The organism is Cupriavidus sp. 30B13, assembly GCF_049059565.2.
Classification (GTDB): Bacteria; Pseudomonadota; Gammaproteobacteria; order Burkholderiales; family Burkholderiaceae; genus Cupriavidus.
The window spans coordinates 1,757,714-1,775,780 of the sequence record NZ_CP188223.1 but is presented as its reverse complement, the minus strand read 5'-3'; the positions used below and the strand labels follow the sequence as shown (position 1 = coordinate 1,775,780).

Genomic DNA, 18,067 nt, shown 5'->3' with positions numbered 1-18,067 from the left:
ACGCCCGATGCCAAAGCCCTCTCCACGCCGCGTGTTCCTGTCGCGCTCGGCCCAACTGGCCGTCGCGGGCACCGTGCTGCCGCTGTCGGCCCGGCCCGCCTTTGCCGGGCTGGCCGCGTTGCCGGACGCGCGCAGCCTGTCGTTCGACCACACCCATACCGGCGAGCGCATCTCGGTGGTCTTCGCCGTAGGCGAACAGTTCGTGCCGGCGTCGCTGGCCGCGCTCAACCACTTCCTGCGCGACCACTACAGCGGCCAGGCCGGCGTCATCGACCCGCAACTGTTCGCGCTGCTCTACCGCCTGCAGCGCACGCTGTGCTGCGACAACCCGTTCCAGGTGATCTCCGGCTACCGCAGCCCGGCCACCAACGCGCGGCTGCGCAAGACGCGCGGCGGCGGCGTGGCCAGCCACAGCCTGCACATGGACGGCAAGGCCATCGACATCCGCCTGCCCGGCGTGCCGCTGGCCGACCTGCGCGACGCCGCGCTGTCCTTGCGCGGCGGCGGCGTGGGCTTCTATCCGCGCGAGCAGTTCGTGCACGCGGATACCGGGCGCGTGCGCGACTGGTAGCCGCCCGCAGGCCGGTGGAAGCAGATGGAGGTGGAGCTGGCGCGCGGTAGTGCGCGAGTGGTGCGCGAGTGGTGCGAGGCGCGGCCCGCGTGGCCGCAGGAGGGCCGGGCGCGAGAGCCGGCCCGGCGCGGCAGTTGCGTGGTCACCCCTGCCTTGTTGCCCCGCTGTCCTGCCCTGCTGTCCTGCTGTCCGTTACCCGCCGGCGGCTCGCCCGAGCGCGGGAACGGGGCCGGCTTGCCGCGCGGCGCTCAGGCGCCGTCGGCAGGCGCCGGTGTATCGGCAGATGCCGGTGCAGCGGCAGTCACCGGCGCCTCGGCGGGCGCCGGCGCATTCGCGGCCGCGCCGCTGTCCTGCGCGCCCGCGGCCGCGCGCGCGCCGCCCGGACGGCCGCCGCGCGCGCGCCCCGGAGCGCGGCGCGCGCCCTGGCGCCGCGCACGCGCGGCCTGGTCCGTCGTCACGCTGCCCACCGGATTGCCCTGCAGGTCGACGCGCGCCGCGCCGTCCACCAGGCACGCCCAGTAGCGGCTGCCCTGGCACCAGGCGGCGATGGCCTGCTGCAACTGCTCGCGGGTCAGGCCCAGCGTGTCGAGCTGCTGGGCGGCGTCGTCGAGAATGCCCTGCTTGAGCGGCAGCTTGGGCGCGGGATTCTTGGGGAAGGCCCGCGGGAAGTGCCGTTGCAGGCGCCAGATCGACTCGACCACCGGATCGACGGGCTCCTTCCTTTCGGGCCGCGGCGCGCTCTTGCGCTTCCCGCCGTCCTTGCCGTCCTTGCCGTCCTTGGCTTCCCTGGCCGGCCTGGCCTCTCTGCGCTCCTTGCCCTCCGCGGGCCCTTTCGCGCCCTTGGCCTCTTTCGCCTGCGCCGCCAGTTGCTGCTTCAGCGCGGCAAGTTGTTCAAAACCCATAGTGCATCCGCTTCAAGAAAGTTGTTCGTGCCAGGTGGCAACCATTCCCGTTCGCCATCCCCCGGTGTATGCCCGGAAGATATCAGAAGGACCAGCCGTGAGGACCGGAACGGGCCAGCGGCAACCCTAGAGTCTAACAATCCTGGCGGCTGCCGGCGCGGATTGCTTTGTATCCGGCGTGCGGGACCGACGGCGCGGGCCACCCCATCCTTGCTTCACCGTCAAATATCTTTCGCGCATAGCCCACTTTTTACGCAAAAGTCGCGCAGGCACACTCGGCAACCGAGACACACCACCTGCAACGCATCCGTCCCCTCAGGAGAAACAGACATGAAACGCATCAAGCAACTCGCACTGGCCGCGGCGCTCGCGCTGGCGGCCGGCACGGCCGGCGCCACCGGCGACTGGTATCCGTCGGCCTACGGCCCCGGCGACGAGATCGGCGCCGCCAACCTGCTGAGCCCCGACGTGGTCAAGCAAGCGGTCGGGCTGGTCAGGACCGGCAAGACCTATCCGCTCGCCGTGCCCGTCAGCAAGGACCTGCCCGCCTTCCGCCACCGCAGCTTCCGGCTCTACAACGTGCAGCCCGGCGAACAGGGCGGCCAGACGCTGGGGCCGAACAAGTTCAGCTTCAACGACGAAATGGCCGTGGCGTGGACCGGCGTGGGCACCCAGCTCAACGGCATCGGCCACATCGGCATCGACCATGTCTACTACAACGGCAACAAGGCCACCGACTTCGTCACCGTCGAAGGCGTGAAGAAACTGGGCATCGAAAAAGTGCCGCCGCTGGTCACCCGCGGCGTGGTGCTCGACATGACGGCCCACTTCGGCAAGGCCATCGTCCCCGGCGGCACCGCCTTCACCGTGGCCGACATCCAGGCCGTGCTGAAACAGGAAGGCATCACGCTGCGCAAGGGCGACGTGGTCCTGTTCCACACCGGCTGGCTGGAGCTGATCGGCAAGGACGACAAGCAGTTCCTCGACACCGAGCCCGGCATCGACATGGAAGCCGCGCAATGGCTCGCCGCGCAGGGCATCGTCGCCTTCGGCGGCGACACCTGGGCCTCGGAGGTCTATCCCAACCCGAGCGGCGAGGAATTCCCGGTCAACCAGTACATGCTCGCCAAGCACGGCATCTACAACCTCGAGCTCATCGACAGCCGCGCGCTGGTGCGCGACCGCGCCTGGGAATTCCTGTTCGTGCTCGGCCAGCCGCTGTACGTCGGCTCCACCCAGGTCAACGTCAACCCGGTGGCGATCCGGTGATGCCCGTGGCCGGGAGGCCGGCTTGCCGCCGATGCCTGCCGCCTACTCCGGCGGCTGGTCCCCGGCCCTGAACCGGTTCGGCGGCGCGCCGAACAGTTTCCTGAACGCATAGATGTACGCCGAGGCACTGCTGTAGCCGAGATCCAGCGCGATGCGGGTGATGCTGTGGCCCTTCTTGAGCAAGCCAAGCGATTGCAGCAGCCTCAGCCGCTGCTTCCACGCCAGGAACGTCATGCCGGTCTCCCTGGCGAAATGGCGTGCCAGCGTGCGGGACGACATATTGAGTTCGCCCGCCCAGCCGGTCAGGCTATGCGGGCGCTCCGGCAGCCGCTGAATGGCATTGCACATTTCCAGGAGCTTCTCGTCCGCGGGAAGCGGCAGGCTCAGCGGCGCGTCCGGGAGCTCCCCCAGCAGATCCAGCAAGACGCGGACCTTGATGCCGTCGGGGCCGGCCTCGTCATAGCGGCGCCCGATCTTGCGGCATGCGTAGTGAATGAACTCGCGCACCAGGTCCGTCACCACCACCACGCGGCCGTCGGCAGCCGCCACGCCGTCGGGTATCGACCGGATGTAGAGGCTTTCGAGAGCGACGTCGTCGGCCGCCAGCACCGTGTGCCTCACGTTCGCGGGAATCCACATGCCGTACTGCGGCGGCAGGACAATGGTCGAATGGCTCAGGGTCACGTGGATGATCCCCTCGCGGGCGTAGGCGAACTGCCACCATGCGTGCCGGTGGGGCTGGACCACCGTCCCGGCGGGAATCCTGTAGGCGCGGAAGTAGACCACCATCCGCCCGGCGGCCGGGGCGGATAGCGTTATGTTAGAGTAAATATAACGAAAACAAGGCTCGTCGTACCCAACGACAGACAACAGCTGCACTCTACAGGGAGGAGACCCCATGCTCGCACGCAAGCATCCGTTGCTGGCCGCATTCAATCTGGTGTTCGTACCGCTGCTGCTGGCCGCCTGCGGCGGCTCGGACGATCCGCCGCCCACCCCCGCGCCGCCCACGCAGCCGGAGAGCGCCGTGCAGGTCGGCGGCGCGCTGGACCGCCCGGGCGCCGTCACGCTGACGCAGCTCAAGACGCAGCCCGCGATCACGCAGACCGTCAATTTTTCCAGCGGCACCGGCGCGCAGACCCACACCTACGTGGGCGCCTCGCTATGGACCTTGCTCAATGGCCTGGGCATCCAGGTCAATGCGGCGGTCAAGAACGACGTGCTGGGCAAATACGTGCTGGCCACCGGCTCCGATGGCTACAAGACGGTGTTCTCGCTGGGCGAGCTGAATCCCGATTTTGGCAACCGCCCGAGCCTGGTGGCGTACGCCGAAGTGCTCAACGGCGCCACGGCGGCGCTCAGCACCGATGGCCCGCTGCGCGTGACCGCGCCCGGCGACGGCAAGGGCGGCCGCTATGTGTCGGGCCTGGTGCGGCTGGATGTGCGCGCGTCGGGCTCCACCGTGGCCGCCACCGACGGCGCCGTCTCGACGCAGTTCACGGTGAGCGGCGCGGTCAAGCAGAGCATGACCTTCGATGCGGCCGCGCTCCTGGCCCTGCCCGCCGTGACGCGCACCGTCGGCGGCAACACCTACACCGGGGTGAGCCTGTGGGACCTGCTCAACACCACCGTCGGTCTCGCCACCGATCCGGCCGCCAAGAACGCCTCGCTCGGCATGTACGCGGTTGCCACCGGCAGCGATGGCTACAAGGCCCTGATCTCGCTTGGCGAACTGGACCCCGGCTTCGGCAACCAGCCCGACCTGATCGCGTACGACATGAACGGCGCCGGCCTGGGCGGCAACGGCTTTGCACGCCTGGTGATTCCCAACGATGGCAAGGCCGGCCGCTATGTCTCGAACCTGATCAGCCTGGAGGTGTTCGCGGCCCCGCCCGCGCAGTGAACGCCTTGCCGGCGGCAAGCCGGCAGATCTACCGCGGCGGCTTTCTTCGTGCCCGCGGCCGATGGCGGCCGCCTGCCGCATACGCGACGATCCGAGTAAGCATGTACGCAAATATTCGTGGGAACGTCGCGCGCGGCCGTGTTGGAATTCTCCCGGACCTTCTCCGGGTTTCGCCGCCGCCCGCCGGCCCGGGCGGCGCGAGCCGATCCCGCACGCCGACCTCACCAGGAGCTTTCATGTCGCAGCCCCGCAGCACCGAGCACGATATCCACCCGCTTTTCCTGCAGCGCTGGTCGCCGCGCGCCTTTACCGGCGAGCCGGTCGACCCCGCCACGCTGCTGCGTTTCTTCGAGGCGGCGCGCTGGGCGCCGTCGGGCTACAACGCCCAGCCATGGCGCTTCGTCTATGGCCGGCGCGATACCCCCGCATGGGAGCCGATCTTCGGCGCGCTGTCGGAGTACAACCAGGGCTGGGCGCGCGGCGCGTCGGCGCTGGTGGCCATCCTGTCGCGCAAGGTGTGGATTCCGCCGGGCAAGAGCGAACCGCAGGACATCGCCACGCATTCCTTCGATGCCGGCGCGGCCTGGGCCAGCCTGGCCTTCCAGGCAACGCTGGCGGGCTGGCACGCGCATGGCATCGGCGGCTTCGACAAGACCCGGCTGCGCGAGGCGCTGGCGGTGCCGGACGACTACGCGATCGAGGCCGTGGTCGCCATCGGCAAGCGGGGCGACAAGGCGCAACTGCCCGAAGCGCTGCAGGCGCGCGAGCAGCCCAACCAGCGGCTGCCGCTGGCACAACTGGTGGCCGAGGGACGCTTCGCGTTCGAGGACCAGCCCGCCGCGTAAAAGTCGGCGCGTCGGCCCGTGGGCGCGTGGGCCGACTCCCGCGCGGCCAGCCCGAAACAGCAAGGCCGCCGGCAATGCCGGCGGCCTTTTCACTCGGCTACCCGCGGGCTCAGAAGTCCAGCCCGCCCGGCGCGCCGCCCGGCAGCGCGGGACCGGCATCGGCCTTGGGCAGCTCGATCACCGCCGCGTCCGTGGTCAGGATCAGGCCGGCCACCGAGGCGGCATTCTGCAGCGCGGTGCGCGTCACCTTGGTCGGGTCGACCACGCCGCCCTCCACGAGGTCGCCATATTCGCCGGTGGCCGCGTTGTAGCCGAAATTGCCGGTGCCCTCGGCCACGCGCGCCACCACCACGCTGGCTTCCTCGCCGGCGTTGGTGACGATCTGGCGCAGCGGCTCCTCCAGCGCGCGCAGCACGATCTTGATGCCGGCCTGCTGGTCGGGATTGGCGCCGGTCACGTCCTTGACGGCCTGGCGCGCGCGGATCAGCGCCACGCCGCCGCCGGCCACGATGCCTTCCTCCACCGCGGCGCGCGTGGCATGCAGCGCGTCTTCGACGCGGGCCTTCTTTTCCTTGACCTCCACCTCGGTGGCGCCGCCCACCTTGAGCACCGCCACGCCGCCGGCCAGCTTGGCCACGCGCTCCTGCAGCTTCTCTCGGTCGTAGTCGGAGGTGGCCTCGTCGATCTGGGTGCGGATGCGCTTGACGCGCGCCTGGATCTGTCCGGCATCGCCGGCGCCGTCGATGATGGTGGTGTTCTCCTTGCCGATCTCCACGCGCGCGGCCTGGCCCAGCGCTTCCAGCGAGACCTTTTCCAGCGACAGGCCCACTTCCTCGGCGACCACCTGGCCGTTGGTGAGGACGGCGATATCCTCCAGCAGCGCCTTGCGGCGGTCGCCGAAGCCCGGCGCCTTGACCGCCGCGGCCTTGAGGATGCCGCGGATGTTGTTGACCACCAGCGTGGCCAGCGCCTCGCCTTCCACGTCCTCGGCGATGATCAGCAGCGGGCGGCCGGCCTTGGCCACCTGCTCCAGCACCGGCAGCAGGTCGCGGATGCTGGAGATCTTCTTGTCCACCAGCAGCAGGAACGGCTGCTCCAGCACCACCACCTGCTTGTCGGGGTTGTTGATGAAATACGGAGACAGGTAGCCGCGGTCGAACTGCATGCCCTCCACCACTTCCAGCTCGTCGCCGAGCGACTTGCCGTCTTCCACGGTGATCACGCCTTCCTTGCCCACGCGGTCGATGGCCTCGGCGATGCGCTCGCCGATGGCGCTCTCGCCGTTGGCCGAGATGGTGCCCACCTGCGCGATCTCGCGGCTGGTGGTGGTCGGCTTGCTGATGCGGCGCAGCTCCTCGATGGCCACCGCCACGGCCTTGTCGATGCCGCGCTTGAGGTCCTGCGGGTTGAGGCCCGCCGCCACGTACTTGACGCCTTCGCGCACGATGGCCTGGGCCAGCACGGTGGCGGTGGTGGTGCCGTCGCCGGCGTTGTCGCTGGTGCGCGAGGCCACTTCCTTGACCAGTTGCGCGCCCACGTTCTGCAGCTTGTCCTGCAGCTCGATCTCCTTGGCCACGGACACGCCGTCCTTGGTCACCGTGGGGCTGCCGAAGCTGCGCTCCAGCACCACGTTGCGGCCCTTCGGCCCGAGCGTGACCTTCACCGCGTTGGCGAGGATGTTCACGCCTTCCACCACCTTGGCGCGTGCCACGTCGCTGAACACTACGTCTTTTGCTGCCATTGCTGTATTTCCTGTGTGTTTGTCTGGCTGGTTCGGGCCGCCGCGGCGGCAGCCCGGCGGCATGCTGCGCGTCGGCGCCTTAGCGCCTTAGCGCCTTAGCGCTCGACCACGGCGACCACGTCTTCCTCGCGCAGCACCAGCAGTTCCTCGCCGTCGACCTTGACGCCCTGCCCGGCATACTTGCCGAACAGCACGCGGTCGCCCACGCGCAGGTCGGGCGCGATGCGCTCGCCGGCCTCGTTGCGGCGGCCGGGGCCGACCGCCACGACCTCGCCCTGGTCGGGCTTCTCGGCGGCGCTGTCCGGGATGACGATGCCGGATGCGGTGCGGGTTTCGTTGTCGGACCGTTTGACCAGGACACGGTCGTGCAGCGGGCGAAGGCTCATGCTGGGCTCCAGAATGGGAAATGAAATCGGATCGGGCCGGCAGCGCATCGCGATGCATTGCCGGCGCGTTCCGGCGCGTCGGTGCGGGCGATCAGCACTCGATGCCGGCGAGTGCCGAGTATAGGAACGCTCCCACGGCCCGCCAACTGCTTGTTTCGCATTTCCTTAGTCAAGGGCATGCGGGCGGCCGCGCAGGCTCTCAGGCCGCGGGCGCTCAGTCCCGCGTGAACGACACGGGGAAGCTGTACTCGTACAGCGGGACGGACGAAAAGGCCGCGCGCGCACGCGCCGCCGGGTCCGCCTGCGTGCGCCAGCCCTTGCCCAGCAGCGCGGTGGTGCGCGTGGCCGGATCGTAGGGCGCCCAGCCGGCGACTGCGTCGGTGCCGGGGTTACCGGTGCGCGCGAACTGCGCCCAGATCGCGCCCATGCGGTCGCGCACCGCGAGCTGGTCCGGGCTGTCCTGCACCAGCGCGCGCGCCGCCTCGAGCGTGCCGAAGATGAAGGGCACTTCGGATGTGTGCGGCGAGCCCAACGCGCCGCCGCGCGCCGGCGACTTCCATTCGAACTGGTAGGCGTACACCGGCGCGCCCTTCTGCCCCGGCTTCAGCCCGGCGTTGCGCGCCCTGCGGTCGGCCACCGCCAGCGTCGGCAGGCGATAGTTGTAGTCGCCCGCGATGGCGATCAGCAGTTCGCTCGGCGTCGCCTTGCCGTCGATGTCGCGGTACGCGGCGATCAGGCGGTCGGTGTCGGCGTCGCCGAGACGCACGAAACGCTGCACGCGCTTGCGCACCTGCCCGGCCGACAGCGTGAAGTTGCTGGGATCGGACGCCAGGAAGAACGTGGCTTCCTGCGCGGCATTGCCGATCAGCAACGGAATGTCGGCCGCGAGCGGCGACGCCACCGGGTCGAACGGGTCCGTGGCGAACACCTGGCCGTCGAGCGTGGGGCGGAACTCGCTGACGCCGCCGCCGGCCGCCGCCACCTTGCCGAACGCGGCGATCAGCTTGTCCACCGGCACCTCGCGCAGGCGCCCGGCGTTGGCCGCGGTGAGGCCGAACTCGCGCAGGAACGCATGGCCGGCACGCGCGGCGTTCTCCGCGCTGGCCAGTTTCCATGCGCCGGAGCCGCTTTGCACCACGGCCCGCTGAATCAGGCCCCGGGCCGCCGGCAGGCCCAGCAGCGCGGTCACCTTGGCGGCGCCGCCGGACTGGCCGAACACGGTAATGTTGCCTGGGTCGCCGCCGAACGCTTCCGCGTTGGCCTTGACCCATTGCAGCGCGGCCACCTGGTCCAGTGTGCCGGCATTGGCCGATTCCGGCGCGAGCTGGTCCGCGTGCTCGCCGGTAAACAGCGAGCCGAGCACGTTGAGGCGATGGTTGACCGACACCACCACCACGTCTTGCGACAAGGCCAGGTAGCTGCCGTCGAAACCGGCCGACGTGCCCGCGCCGGCGGCGAACGCGCCGCCATGCAGCCACACCAGCACGGGGCGCCGCTTGTAGCCGCGCAGGCCGGGCGTGAACAGCGACAGCGACAGGCAATCCTCGCTGGCCGGAATCGTCGACCAGTACCAGGCGAACTCGGCCGGGCTGCCGGCGGCGAGCTGGGGCGCGGAAGCGCCGCCCTCGAACGCGTCGCGGATGCCGGACCAGGGCTCGCGCGGCAGCGGCGGCCGGAAGCGGTTAGCGCCGGCCGTGCTGGCGGCGTACGGCACGCCCTTGAACGCGTACACGCCTTGCCGATGCACACCGCGCACGCGGCCCAGCGTGGTCTCGACGACCGGCTCGCCGGTGCCGGCGAGCCCGGCGCAGGCCGGGAGCGCGCTCACCGCGGCGGCGGCGACGCCGGAGCGCGCCGTGCCCAGCAGAAAGGTCCGGCGCGCAGGACGCGAGGGGGATGGCGAGGGGGATGGCGGGGAGGAGGCGGAAACAGAGGAAGAGGAAGAGGAAGAGGAAGAGGAGGAAGAAGACATGCTGGAAGCCACGAGCGATTCCTGGAAGGAGATCCGTCCGGCGGACGCCCGGCATTGAAGCACCCGCCGAAAAGAGAAGCGCCAAGACTAATTGAACTCCTGCGCCGCCCGATACGAATCTTCGGTCATATCGGTATCCGGAAAATCACATGGCTGCCAGCCCGGCCGCGCTCCGAAACGACGCCAAGCGCGGCGCGCGCATAAGGAAAGCCGGATAAGTCGTTTGACCGGCGCCCCCCGCATCGCTAACGTTCAGCATCCGGCGCCATGCCTTCCCGGCCCGCCCGGCGCGCCCACGCCCACCCTGATGGAACCAAGATGAACAATCCTCTGCCGGCCTACGCCGCCCACACGCTCGCCCTGGACGAGCGCCTGCGCCATGCGCTCGATGCCACGCGCCACGTGGCGGTCCAGCCCCAGTCCGCGCACATCGGCGCGCTGGTCCGCGGCCTCGACCTGAGCCGGCCCCTGTCGGCCGGCGAAGTGGCCACCGTGCGCGCGGCGCTGCTGCGCTGGAAGGTGGTGTTCTTCCGCGAGCAGCCGCTCGACCACCACCAGCACGTCGCGTTCGCGCGCCAGTTCGGCGAGCTCACGGTGGGCCACCCGGTGTTCGGCCACGTCGACGGGCATCCCGAGCTGTACTCCATCGCCAAGTACCGCAGCGCCAACAACGGCCACGGCGGCCAGGCCGAAGTGCGCCCGTGGACCGGCTGGCATGCCGACGTCACGGCGGCGCACAATCCGCCCGCGGCCTCCATCCTGCGCGGCGTGACCATCCCGCCCTACGGCGGCGACACGCAGTGGACCAACCTGGCGGCCGCCTACGCGGCGCTGTCGGAGCCGCTGCGGCGCTTCGTGGCCACCTTGCGCGGCGAGCACCGCTTCAGCCCGCCGCAGGGCCAGACGCCGTCCAGGGCCTACCAGGCGCTGGTCGAGAACAACACGCTGGTGACCGAACACCCGCTGGTGACGGTGCACCCCGAGACGCAGGAGCCGGTGCTCTACGTCAGCCCGGGCTTCCTCAAGCGCATCGTCGGCCTGAGCGGGCGCGAGAGCCGGGTGCTGCTGGAGCTGCTGTGGGAGCACGCGGTCAAGGCCGAATTCACGGTGCGCTTCAAGTGGGAGCCGGGCTCGATCGCCTTCTGGGACAACCGCTCGACCGCGCACGTCGCGCCGCAGGACATCTTCGCGCTGGACTTCGAACGCCAGCTCTACCGCGCCACGCTGGTCGGCCACGTGCCGAGCGGGCTGGACGGCCGCCCGTCCACCGCGATCCAGGGCGACCCGGTGCTGGCCGTGCACGGCGCGGCCTACTGAACGCGGCCGGCGCGGCGCGGGCCGCGCCCTGACGGCGCCGGCGGCCGCTCAGAGATCGAAATGGCAGGCCACGCGATGCGCGGCCCCGGCCTCCGGCCCGGCGTCGGGCCCGACCTTCTGCCCCACCTCCCGCCCCACCTCCCGCCCCACCTCCCGCAACGCCGGCTTGTGCTCGCGGCAGCGCGGCGCGGCATGCGGGCAGCGCGACTGGAAGCGGCAGCCCGGCGGCAGCGCGATCGGCGACGGGATCTCCGCCACCGCCGCCGCGCCGCTCTCCGCGCCGCTTTCCACACGGCTCTCGCTGGAGGCCATCAGCGCCCGCGTATAGGGATGCCGGGGGTTGCGGATGATGTCGTCGCGGCTGCCGAGCTCCACGAACTCGCCCAGGTACAGCACGCCGATCTGGCTGCTCATGTAGGCCACCACGGCCAGGTCGTGCGAGATCAGCACATAGGTCAGCCCCTGCTGCCGCTGGATGTCCTTGAGCAGGTTGAGGATCTGCGCCTGGATCGAGACGTCCAGCGCCGACACCGGCTCGTCCAGCACCAGCGCGCGCGGCGCCAGGCCCAGCGCCCGCGCGATCGCCACGCGCTGGCGCTGGCCGCCGCTGAGCTCGCCCGGAAAGCGCTGCGCCAGCGACGGCGTCAGGCCGACGGACTGCAGCAGCGCGGCCACGCGCGCGGCCAGCGCCGGCCCCTTGGCCAGGCCGTGGATGCGCATGGGCTCGGACACGATGTCGCCGATCCGCATCAGCGGATTCAGCGAGGCATAAGGGTCCTGCAGCACCGGCTGCACCAGCCGGTGGAAAGCCTTGCGCTCGCGCGCCGTGCCGGTGGACAGCGGCTTGCCGTCCACGTGCAGCCGGCCGCCGCTGGCCGGCTCGGCCGCCAGCAACAGGCGCGCCAGCGTGCTCTTGCCCGAGCCGGACTCGCCGACCAGCCCGAAAGTGCTGCCGGCGGGCACCTCGAAATCCACGCCGGCCACGGCATGCAGGGTCTTGCCCTTGCCGAACAGGCCGCGGCGCAGCTGGTACTGCTTGCGCAGGTCTTCCGCGCGGATGAATGCGGTGGCTGCGCTCATGCGACTTTCTGCCTGGCCGCGGGGTTGGGAACGGGCGCGTAGGCGGCATCCACGCGCTGCACGGTGTGCCAGCAGGCCACGCGGCGCCGGCCGTCGTCCCACTCGAACCAGTTCGGATAGGCGGCGTGGCAGCGGTCCGCGGCCTCGGGGCAGCGCGGCGCGAAGCGGCATCCGGCAGCCCAGTCGCGCGGCAGCGGCGGCGTGCCCGGAATGGTCCGCAGCGGCGCGTCGCCGCCGCCGGACAGCGAGGGGATGGCGCGCAGCAGTCCCTCGGTGTACGGATGCACGGGATGCGCGAACACCTCGGCGATGGGCCCCTGCTCGACGATGCGGCCCGCGTACATGATGGCCACGTCGTCGCAGGACTGCGCGGCCAGCTGCAGGTCGTGCGTGATGAACACGATGGTCATGCCGCGCGTGGCCTGCAGCTCCTTGAGCAGGCCCAGGATCTGCATCTGCACGGTCACGTCGAGCGCCGTGGTGGGCTCGTCGCAGATCAGCAGGTCCGGCGAGCAGGCGATGTTGATGGCGATGGACACGCGCTGGCGCATGCCGCCGCTGAACTGGAACGGGTAGCTGTCCAGGCGCTCGGCGGCCGCGGGAATCCGCACCGCCTCCAGCGCCTGGATGCTCAGGCGGCGCAGTTCGCGGCGGTCGGTGACGCCGTGGTGCCAGCGGAACACTTCGCCGACCTGCTCGCCGATGGTGAGCAGCGGGTTGAGCGAGGTCATGGCATCCTGCAGCACCATGCCGATCTGGCGGCCGCGCACCTTGCGCAGCTCGCGCGCGGGCATGCGCAGCAGGTCGCGGCCCTGGAACAGCACCTCGCCGCCCACCACCTTGCCGTTGGCCGGCAGCAGGCCGAGCATGGAGGCGCAGGTCATGCTCTTGCCCGAGCCGGACTCGCCCACCAGCGCCAGCACCCTGCCCTTGCGCACCGCCAGGCTGACCTGGTCGACCGCGGTGATGGTGCCGTTGCGGGTAATCAGTTGCGTGGTCAGGCCACGCGCTTGCAGCAGGATGTCCATGCGGCCCCCGTTCACCAGGTTTCGGGAATGACGGGATTGAGCTTGTCGCGCAACGCGTCTCCCAGCAGATTGACGGCCAGCACGGTGACGATCAGCACCGCGCCCGGCATCACGCAGACCCACCACGCGGTGCTGAGCTGGCCGCGGCCCTCGGCGATCATCGAGCCCCACGAGGCCATGGGCGGCTGCACGCCCAGCCCGAGGAAGCTCATGGTGGCTTCCAGGATGATCACGCTGCCGATGTCCAGCGTGGCCAGCACCACCAGGATGCCCGCGATGCCGGGCACGATATGCCTGAGCATCACCCACGCCGGGCTGGCGCCGGCCAGCCGCGCCAGCAGCACGTACTCGCGCGACTTCAGCGACAGCACCTCGCCGCGCGTGATGCGGGCGAAGCGCGCCCAGTTGGCCAGCGTCAGCACCACCACCAGGTTGCTCATGTTGACGCCGATCACGCCCGCCAGCACCAGCGCCAGGATCACCGCCGGAAACGCCAGCTGCATGTCGGTCAGGCGCATGATGGCGGCGTCGGCCGCGCCGCCCGCGTAGCCGGCGACCACGCCGAGCAGCGTGCCGAGCACGCCTGCCAGCGTGACCACGACCAGCGCGATCGCCAGCGACACGCGCGCGCCGTGGATGACGCGCGCGAGGATGTCGCGGCCGAGCTGGTCGGTGCCCATCCAGTGCGCCAGCGATGGCGGCTGGAAGGTGTCGGAAAGCGAGATGGCTACCGGGTCGAACGGCGACAGCCACTCCGCCAGCACGGCGCAGGCGCACACCGCCAGCACGATGGCCAGCGCCGCCCAGCGCTGCGCGCGCGCCAGCCGCTGGCTGGAGCGCGCGTGGCCGCCGCTGCTCGGCGCGGGTTCGGCTGGGATTTCGCGGATGTCGGCGGGCCGCGCGAGTGGCGGCACGAGAGGCCGGATCGCGGGCCGGCCCTGGGGAGACGCGTGGATAGTGTCAGGCATGGTCAGGCATAGCGGATACGGGGATCGACCACGGCGTAGACCAGGTCCACCGCGAGATTGACCACGGCGAAGACGAGCGCGGCCACCGTCACGGCGGCCTGCACGACCGTGTAGTCGAGGTTGTTGATGGAATCGAGCAGCAGTTGCCCCACGCCGGGCCAGGCGAACACCACTTCCACCGAAACGGCGCCGCCCAGCAGCACGCCGAACTGCAGCGACACGAAGGTGATCACCGGCAGGATGGCGTTGCGCAGCGCGTGACGCAGCACGATCACGTGCTCGGGCACGCCCTTGATGCGGGCGAACTTGACGTACTCCGAATGCAGCACCGTGGCCATGCTCGACTGCGTCAGCCGCGCCACGCCGGCCGCCGCGTACCAGCCCAGCGCGAACATGGGCAGGATCAGGTGGGAGACGGTGCCGTAGCCGCCGGTGGGAAACCAGCCGAACTGCAGCGAGAACACCTTGACGAAGACCAGGCTGAAGAAGAACGGCGGCGCCGCCTGCCCCAGCACGGTGAAGATCCTGGCGAACTGGTCGGCCGCGCCATGCGGCCACAGCGCCGACGCCACGCCCAGCGGCAGGCCGATCAGCACCGCCACGCACAACGCCGCCACCGCCAGCATCAGCGTGGGCAGCAGCGCCTGCGCCACCACGCCGAGGGCCGGGCGCGAGAAGCGGTAGGAGGTGCCGAAGTCGCCGTGCGCCAGGTCCGCCACGAAGCTGGCGAACTGCACCGGCAGCGGGCGGTCCAGGCCCATCTGCTCGCGCAGTACCTGGCGGTCGGCCTCGGTGGCTTCCGGCGGCAGCATCAGGTGGGTGGGGTCGCCGATGGCGCGCACCACCGTGAAGATCACCGCGATGACCAGGAAGACCGTCAGCGCCGACTGGCCGATGCGCCTGAGGATGTAGTTCAGCATGGCAGCTCCCGGCCTACTTCCAGGCCACCTCGCGGAAATTCAGGCTCCAGCCGGCCACCTGCGGCTTCCAGCCGAGCCGGGGGTCCTGCACGTAAAGCACCTTGGGCTCGGCCAGCAGCACGGCCTGGCCGTCGTCGCGGGCGATCTGCAGCACCTGCCGGAAGATCGCGTCGCGGCGCGCGCGGTCGGACTCGCCGTCCACCTGCGCCACCAGCTTCTCCACCTCCGGATTGGTGTAGTCCGACCAGGTGCCGTCCTTGATGGCCGCGCCGCCGATCACGTGGATCGGGTCGTAGATGGCGTTGCCGAAGCCCATCACCACCAGCGGCCCGCTCTGGTGCGTGTTGTTGAGCCGGTTGTAGGCGATCGAGTCGATCACCTTGATCTGCGTGCGCACGCCCACCTGGCCCCAGTAGGCGGCCAGCGTCTCGCAGATCGCGCGCGGCTGGTTGCTCGGGCAGGTCAGGCTGGTGTCGAAGCCCTTGGCGTAGCCGGCCTGGGCCAGCAGCTGGCGGGCGCGGGCGGCGTCGAACTCGAACGGCTTGAGCGCCGGGTTGCTGCCATAGGGGTAGCTCGAGGGAATCAGCGCGTTGAGCTCGGCCGCCTGCCCGCGCAGCACGCTGGCGATCAGGGCCTTCTTGTCGACGGCGTAGTTCAGCGCCAGCCGCACCTCGCGCTTCGACAGCGGCGAGGCCGGGTCGCTGGCGTAGATGCGGATGTGCAGCGGGCTGCCGCCGTCCACCGCCTCGGCCGCCAGGCCCTTGTTGGACGCCAGGCGCTCCAGGTCGGTGGGCGCGACCTCGGTGGCCAGGTCGATCTCGCCGGCCAGCAGCGCGCTGGCGCGGCTGCTGGGCTCGGGGATGACCTTGTACACCAGCCGCGCCACGCCGGGCTTCTTGCCCCAGAAACCGTCGAAGCGCTCGAACACCAGCTCGCGCCCGACCTGGTTCTGCACGATCTTCCACGGGCCGGTGCCCACCGGCGCCTGGCCGAAGGCGTCGGCATTCGGCAACCCCTGCACGTACTTGCGCGGCACCACGTAAAGGTAGCCGGCGAGCTTGTTGAGGAAGGCGCCGTCCTTCTTCTTGAGCCGGAACACCACGGTGTGCGCATCCTTGACCGTGGTCGACTCCACCACCGGTGCGAAGAACGGCCGGCGCGTGCTCTTGGTCTCGGGCTGCAGCACGCGGTCCATCGAGAACTTCACGTCGTCGGCGGAAAACGCGTCGCCGTTGTGGAACTTCACGCCGGTGCGCAGGCGGAAGGTCCACACCAGGCCGTCGGGACTGATCTCGTAGCCGGTGGCCAGGCGCGGCTCCAGGTTGCCCTGGCGGTCGAAGCCGTACAGCGAATCGAAGGCATTCCACGCGTACTTGGCCGATTCGATGCTGGGCGGAATCAGCGGATCGAGATTGGCCGGCAGCGCCGTGATGGCCACCACCACGGTCTGCCGGTCGACGGCGGGCTTGCCGTCGATGGCCGCCGCCGGCGTGGCGAAGCCCCACGCCAGCGCGGCCGCCGCGGCGGCGGCCAGGAACGCCTTGCGGCGACGCATGTTGCGGGTGCGGTGGATATCGCGGGTCTCGTGGTTCATGGCGGATTTCATTTCCAGGTCACCTGCCGAAAGTTGAAGCTCCAGCCGGCGATCTGCGGCGACCACTGCAAGGCGGAGTCGGCCACGTAGTTCAGCTGCGGCTCGGCGATCAGCACCGCCTGGCCGTCGTCGCGCGCCAGCTTGAGCAGGCGGCCGAAGATCTCGGTGCGGCGCGCCGGGTCGTTGACGCCCTCCACCTCGTCGACCAGCGCCTGCACGGCCGGGTTGTCGTAGTCGGCCCAGGTGCCGTCCTTGGCGATGGAGCCGCCCACCACGTGGATGGGGTCGTAGATGGCATTGCCGAAGTGCGACAGGAACAGCGGCCCGCTCTGGTGCGTGTTGTTCAGGCGGTTGGACGCGGTGGACTCGATCAGCCGGATCTGCGCCTTCACGCCCACCTGCGCCCAATACGCGGCGATGGCCTCGCAGAAGGCCCGCTCGAAGGTCGGCGTGGTGCACATCAGGCTGGTGGAAAAGCCCTGCGGATAGCCCGCCTCGGCCAGCAGCTTGCGGGCCAGCGCCGGGTCATAGGCGAACGGCTTCAGGCCCTTGTTGGGATCGGTGGGGTAGCTGTCCGGGATGTGCGAGCGCAGCGGCGCGGCGCGGCCGCGGAACACGTTCTTGATCAGCGCGTCCTTGTCGATGGCGTAGTTCAGCGCCAGCCGCACCTGCGGCTTCGACAGCGGCGTCTTCGGATCGTTGGCGTACACGCGCACGAACACCGGGCTGCCGCCGGGCACGGACAGGCTGCGCAGGCCCGGGTTGGCCTGCAGGCGCTCCACCTCGGTGGGCGCGATGTCGGTGGCCAGGTCGATCTCGCCGGCCAGCAGCGCGTTGACGCGGCTGCTGGCCTCGGGCACGAAGCGGTAGACGATGCGGTTGACCTTCGGCGCCTCGCCCCAGAACTGCGCGAAGCGCTGCAGCTCCAGCGACTGGCCGATCTGGTACGACACCACGCGATAGGGGCCGGTGCCCACCGGCTGCCGCGCGAACGCCTCGGGCGAGCCCAGGCCGCGCGTGTAGGCCTCGGGCACCACGTACAGGTAGCCGGCCACCTTGTTGAGGAACGCGCCGTCCTTCTTGCGCAGGCGGATCACCACGGTGCCGTCGTCGGGCGCCTGGACGCTCTCCACCACGTTGACGAAGAACGGCCGGCGCGTGCTCTTGGTGGCCGGGTCGAGGATGCGGTCCAGCGAGTACTTGACGTCGCGCGCGCTCAGGCTGTCGCCGTTGTGGAACCTGACGCCCTTGCGGATGGCGAAGGTAAACACCAGACCGTCCTCGCTGATCTTGTACGAGGTGGCCAGGCGCGGCTCCAGGTTGCCCTTCACGTCGAAGCCGTAGGGCGTGTCGAACACGTTCCAGGCGTACTTGGCCGAATCCACGCTGGGCGCGACCTGCGGGTCCAGGTTGCCGGGCCCGGAGGCGAGCGCCACCACCAGCGTCTGCTTGTCGACGGCGGGCTTGCCGCCCACGGCATGGGCCGCGCCGGCCGACAGCATCAGGCACGCGGCGGCCGCGCCGGTCATTCGCAAAACAGCCTTCATGAAACAGGTCCCTCTCTCTCGGTT

17 protein-coding genes are annotated in these 18,067 nt (G+C 70.3%); 6 read left to right on the top strand and 11 right to left on the bottom strand.

Going from position 1 to position 18,067, the window contains the following annotated elements; translation table 11 throughout:
- Positions 1 to 7 precede the first annotated feature (7 nt).
- Complete coding sequence (locus ACKI2N_RS08220; protein ID WP_420993730.1) at positions 8 to 571, top strand: DUF882 domain-containing protein; 564 nt, start codon at positions 8 to 10, stop codon at positions 569 to 571.
- Positions 572 to 819: 248 nt separating this feature from the next.
- On the opposite strand, the gene ACKI2N_RS08215 is transcribed toward ACKI2N_RS08220, so the two are convergent.
- Positions 820 to 1,473, bottom strand: a complete 654-nt coding sequence (locus ACKI2N_RS08215) for a ProQ/FinO family protein (protein ID WP_426990736.1) — start codon at positions 1,471 to 1,473, stop codon at positions 820 to 822.
- Positions 1,474 to 1,803: 330 nt separating this feature from the next.
- Between ACKI2N_RS08215 and ACKI2N_RS08210 the strand changes: the two genes are divergently transcribed.
- The gene (locus tag ACKI2N_RS08210) at positions 1,804 to 2,742 is read left to right on the top strand and encodes a cyclase family protein (RefSeq protein WP_420994942.1); all 939 of its coding nucleotides are present in this window, start codon (positions 1,804 to 1,806) and stop codon (positions 2,740 to 2,742) included.
- A gap of 42 nt (positions 2,743 to 2,784) precedes the next feature.
- On the opposite strand, the gene ACKI2N_RS08205 is transcribed toward ACKI2N_RS08210, so the two are convergent.
- The gene (locus tag ACKI2N_RS08205; protein WP_420994944.1) at positions 2,785 to 3,531 is read right to left on the bottom strand and encodes an AraC family transcriptional regulator; all 747 of its coding nucleotides are present in this window, start codon (positions 3,529 to 3,531) and stop codon (positions 2,785 to 2,787) included.
- Between the two features lie 109 nt (positions 3,532 to 3,640).
- On the opposite strand from ACKI2N_RS08205, the gene ACKI2N_RS08200 reads away from it, so the two are divergent.
- Both ACKI2N_RS08200 and ACKI2N_RS08195 read left to right on the top strand, forming a co-directional pair.
- Entirely contained in the window at positions 3,641 to 4,645 is a 1,005-nt protein-coding gene (locus ACKI2N_RS08200; protein WP_420994946.1) for a molybdopterin-binding oxidoreductase, read from the top strand.
- Positions 4,646 to 4,881: 236 nt separating this feature from the next.
- A complete protein-coding gene (locus ACKI2N_RS08195) occupies positions 4,882 to 5,490 on the top strand; it encodes a nitroreductase family protein (protein ID WP_420994948.1) in 609 nt (202 codons plus the stop codon).
- 109 nt (positions 5,491 to 5,599) lie between these two features.
- Here the strand turns inward: ACKI2N_RS08195 and groL are convergent, their stop codons facing one another.
- The 3 genes from groL to ACKI2N_RS08180 all read right to left on the bottom strand — a co-directional run bounded on the left by groL (position 5,600) and on the right by ACKI2N_RS08180 (position 9,445).
- On the bottom strand, positions 5,600 to 7,231 hold the full coding sequence (gene groL, locus ACKI2N_RS08190; RefSeq protein ID WP_420994950.1) for a chaperonin GroEL: 1,632 nt from the start codon (positions 7,229 to 7,231) through the stop codon (positions 5,600 to 5,602).
- Positions 7,232 to 7,326: 95 nt separating this feature from the next.
- A complete protein-coding gene (locus tag ACKI2N_RS08185) occupies positions 7,327 to 7,617 on the bottom strand; it encodes a co-chaperone GroES (protein WP_420994953.1) in 291 nt (96 codons plus the stop codon).
- 214 nt (positions 7,618 to 7,831) lie between these two features.
- Positions 7,832 to 9,445, bottom strand: a complete 1,614-nt coding sequence (locus ACKI2N_RS08180) for a carboxylesterase/lipase family protein (protein WP_420994955.1) — start codon at positions 9,443 to 9,445, stop codon at positions 7,832 to 7,834.
- Positions 9,446 to 9,473: 28 nt separating this feature from the next.
- Here ACKI2N_RS08180 and ACKI2N_RS08175 point away from each other — a divergent pair, with 28 nt between their 5' ends.
- Both ACKI2N_RS08175 and ACKI2N_RS08170 read left to right on the top strand, forming a co-directional pair.
- Positions 9,474 to 9,647 carry a hypothetical protein gene (locus ACKI2N_RS08175; RefSeq protein WP_420994957.1) on the top strand — a complete coding sequence of 58 codons (174 nt, stop codon included), beginning with the start codon at positions 9,474 to 9,476 and terminating at the stop codon, positions 9,645 to 9,647.
- 260 nt (positions 9,648 to 9,907) lie between these two features.
- Positions 9,908 to 10,906, top strand: coding sequence for a TauD/TfdA dioxygenase family protein (locus ACKI2N_RS08170; RefSeq protein ID WP_420994959.1), 999 nt, complete (start codon positions 9,908 to 9,910; stop codon positions 10,904 to 10,906).
- Positions 10,907 to 10,954: 48 nt separating this feature from the next.
- Here the strand turns inward: ACKI2N_RS08170 and ACKI2N_RS08165 are convergent, their stop codons facing one another.
- Genes ACKI2N_RS08165 through ACKI2N_RS08140 form a run of 6 tightly spaced genes read right to left on the bottom strand, consistent with a single transcriptional unit; the run spans position 10,955 to position 18,043 of the window.
- Positions 10,955 to 11,986, bottom strand: coding sequence for an oligopeptide/dipeptide ABC transporter ATP-binding protein (locus ACKI2N_RS08165; protein ID WP_420994961.1), 1,032 nt, complete (start codon positions 11,984 to 11,986; stop codon positions 10,955 to 10,957).
- Positions 11,983 to 13,014, bottom strand: a complete 1,032-nt coding sequence (locus ACKI2N_RS08160) for an ABC transporter ATP-binding protein (protein ID WP_420995112.1) — start codon at positions 13,012 to 13,014, stop codon at positions 11,983 to 11,985. Before ACKI2N_RS08160 ends, ACKI2N_RS08165 begins: the two co-directional genes overlap by 4 nt.
- A gap of 11 nt (positions 13,015 to 13,025) precedes the next feature.
- A complete protein-coding gene (locus ACKI2N_RS08155) occupies positions 13,026 to 13,982 on the bottom strand; it encodes an ABC transporter permease (RefSeq protein WP_420994963.1) in 957 nt (318 codons plus the stop codon).
- A 2-nt stretch (positions 13,983 to 13,984) separates the two neighbouring features.
- Complete coding sequence (locus ACKI2N_RS08150; RefSeq protein ID WP_420994965.1) at positions 13,985 to 14,902, bottom strand: ABC transporter permease; 918 nt, start codon at positions 14,900 to 14,902, stop codon at positions 13,985 to 13,987.
- A 13-nt stretch (positions 14,903 to 14,915) separates the two neighbouring features.
- Positions 14,916 to 16,496 carry an ABC transporter substrate-binding protein gene (locus ACKI2N_RS08145; protein WP_420994968.1) on the bottom strand — a complete coding sequence of 527 codons (1,581 nt, stop codon included), beginning with the start codon at positions 16,494 to 16,496 and terminating at the stop codon, positions 14,916 to 14,918.
- 8 nt (positions 16,497 to 16,504) lie between these two features.
- Positions 16,505 to 18,043 carry an ABC transporter substrate-binding protein gene (locus ACKI2N_RS08140; protein ID WP_420994970.1) on the bottom strand — a complete coding sequence of 513 codons (1,539 nt, stop codon included), beginning with the start codon at positions 18,041 to 18,043 and terminating at the stop codon, positions 16,505 to 16,507.
- Positions 18,044 to 18,067: the final 24 nt, after the last annotated feature.